The sequence below is a fragment of the Myxococcus sp. CA039A genome (genome assembly GCF_013336645.1).
Classification (GTDB): domain Bacteria; phylum Myxococcota; class Myxococcia; order Myxococcales; family Myxococcaceae; genus Myxococcus; species Myxococcus llanfairpwllgwyngyllgogerychwyrndrobwllllantysiliogogogochensis.
In genome coordinates, this window is the sequence record NZ_JABUMQ010000600.1 from 1 (window position 1) to 2483 (window position 2483).

Annotated in this window: 2 protein-coding genes; one reads left to right on the forward strand and one right to left on the reverse strand. The window is 71.2% G+C overall.

Going from position 1 to position 2483, the window contains the following annotated elements; translation table 11 throughout:
- Positions 1–94: 94 nt before the first annotated feature.
- Positions 95–679 carry an HdeD family acid-resistance protein gene (locus HR086_RS46205; RefSeq protein WP_174455488.1) on the forward strand — a complete coding sequence of 195 codons (585 nt, stop codon included), beginning with the start codon at positions 95–97 and terminating at the stop codon, positions 677–679.
- 145 nt (positions 680–824) lie between these two features.
- Here the strand turns inward: HR086_RS46205 and HR086_RS46210 are convergent.
- Positions 825–2483 (reverse strand): response regulator (locus HR086_RS46210; RefSeq protein ID WP_174468845.1); only part of this gene is annotated, 1659 nt, incomplete at its 5' end.

A 2483-nucleotide genomic window follows, 5' to 3' on the forward strand; every position in this document is an offset into this window, starting at 1 on the left:
GGGAGGGGAGGAGCGGGAAGTGAGGCCGTTGTCCCCGTGCTCCGAGGCACCCATGTTCGCCGCTGAATCTTTCCTCCAAGGGAGGCGGACCGACATGGACACCAGTTACAAACGTGAACCCGCGACAGGTGACAGAAGCAAGGCCGCCTCGGCGGCCTGGGGACCGCCATTCGTCCTGGGGCTCTTGATGGCCGTCCTCGGCTTCGTCGCGCTGGGGGCCTCATTCCTCACGAGCCTGGTCTCCGTCATCCTCTTCGGCGCGTTGCTGGCCGGAACAGGCATCGCGGAGATTGTCTCCTCGTTCCGTGTCCGCAAGGCCGGCGGGCCCTTCTGGCTCTACCTGCTGAGCGGCGTGCTCTCCACCGTGGTGGGCTTCTTCGTGCTCGTGTATCCGGCGGCGGGCCTGGGGGCGCTGACACTCCTGCTTGCTGGCTACTTCTTCGCCAGCGGCCTCTTCCACGTGGTGACCTCGCTGATGGACCGGTATCCGCAGTGGGGCTGGGACTGCGCCTATGGCGCCATCTCCATCGCCCTGGGTGTCATTGTCATGGCGCAGTGGCCGGTCTCCGCCGTGTGGTTGGTGGGTACCCTGGTGGGTATCTCCATCCTCATGCGTGGCATCGCGCTCATGGCCGGCTCGCTGGAGCTGCGCCGAGGCCTGCGTCGCATCGCCACGTAAGCGGGCGCTCGCGGAACGAACGAGGGGCACGGCGACCAGGAGTCCCCGTGCCCTTCCTCGTGGGCAGGCGGCGTCGCGCGCGTCACCCCGTCACGCCTCGGTGCGGGCACGGTGAACTGAAAGGCACCGTGCCGAGCGCAGCTCCCTAGGAAGCGGCGTAGCGGTCCGAACCACCCTCATCGGTCGGCTGTCGCGTCGTCGCGTCAGCCGTGGTGCTGGGCGAGGCCAACCGGCCGGTGAGGATGCGCAGCAGTCGCTCCGGATCCACGGGCTTGGGCAGGAAGGCCTCGGCCCCCGCGTCGAGCGCTCTCTGGCGAACGTGCGGACGATTCAAGCCGCTCATCACCACCACGCGCGTGCTTCGCGTGAGGGGATGTTGCTTCAGACCTTCGCACAAGCGCAGCCCGTCCACCCAGTGCAGCACGACATCGAGGATGATGGCCGTGGGTGGCCGTCGCGCCACGGCGCAGAACAGCGCCAGCTCGTCCGCGAACGACACCACCTTGGCGCCCGTGCTCTCCAGCAGCGCCGTCAGCGCCTCACGCGCGTCTGGGTCATCGTCCACGACGTAGTACAAGTCGGGCTCCAACTCCGGCACCGCCATGGGCACGGGCTCCATCGTCGTGCGCAGCCAGGAGCCCACCACCTCACGCAGGCCCGCCCAGCGCATCGCCCCCAACAGGGCCAGCGGCGTGGGAGCACTCAGGCCCAGCACTCCACCCCCGTAGACACCGGACGACGTGCGCCGTCCCTTCGCCGCGACGAAGGCCCCAGGCGCTCGCTTCCCGGCGCGCCGCAGCCACGACGCCGCGCGGGCTCCGGCCGCCGCGTCCTCCATCAGCTCGCACAGGCCCTCGCGGACGTAGCGACGCTCCAGGGCCGAGCCATCCAGCCCACCATCCAGCAGCGCCACCGCCGCCCGGCTGCATGAGGCCAGCGTCTCCGACAGCCCCACCTGGAGCGGATGTCCGAACGCGGCGGGGCCCACGGCGATCTGTCCCGGCGCCACCAGCGTGCGCCCCGGCCCGTAGGGCAACCGGGTCGGCTCCAGCGCGGCCAGCTCGAACCCTTCCTCCAGCAGTCCATCGCGCGCGGCCATCATCAGCGCCTGGCACAGGTCGGCCGGCGTCACCGAGGGGCCAAAGGCCAGCGCATAGACGGAGTCCGCGCCCGGCAGGAGGAACAGCCCATCCACCGTGGGAAGCGGCGCCACCCACAGCCGTGCGACGGGGGCGATCTCCAGCCGCGGCGAGGCATGCCGCAGCCGTGCCTGCACGGCCGCCACCGTGGGCGCGGGGCGGAAGCCCGGGAAGAACGCGTCACCCATCATCGGCCCCGCGCCACCGGCCAGGGCCACCGCATGGAAGCGCTCTCCGCCTCCCTGCGCTCGGACCACCAGCGGCCCGGCGCCTCGCACGGACGCGGGCGCATCCGGGGCCGCGGGTTGACGCTCCACCCGGTCCACGTGCCGCTCGAGGAAACGTGCGCCCTGGGCGCTGGCCGCCGTGGCCAGCACATCACGCACCTGGGCCAGTCCTCCTTCTCCATGGGGCCAGCCGTCCACCACCCAGAGGCCACCGGGGGAGGCGGTCAGCAGCTCGCGACGTCCCTCGGCGATGATCTCCACGCCCCGCAGTTCGTGGGCGCGCCACTCGGTGGGGATGCGACAGCCCAGCGCGGCCAGGCGAGAGCGACACTCGGGTGTCAGCACCGCGGGAGGCGCGGTGCGCTCGGACAGTCCCCCGGAGTAGACGCGCACATCGAGCGTCAGCCCCCGTGCCCTGCCGTTGAAGAGCAGCGAGGC

What these genes read in the sequence shown, in the direction of transcription:
- HR086_RS46205 (WP_174455488.1), top strand. Translation starts at nt 95, where the DNA reads ATGGACACCAGTTACAAACGTGAACCCGCGACAGGTGACAGAAGCAAG.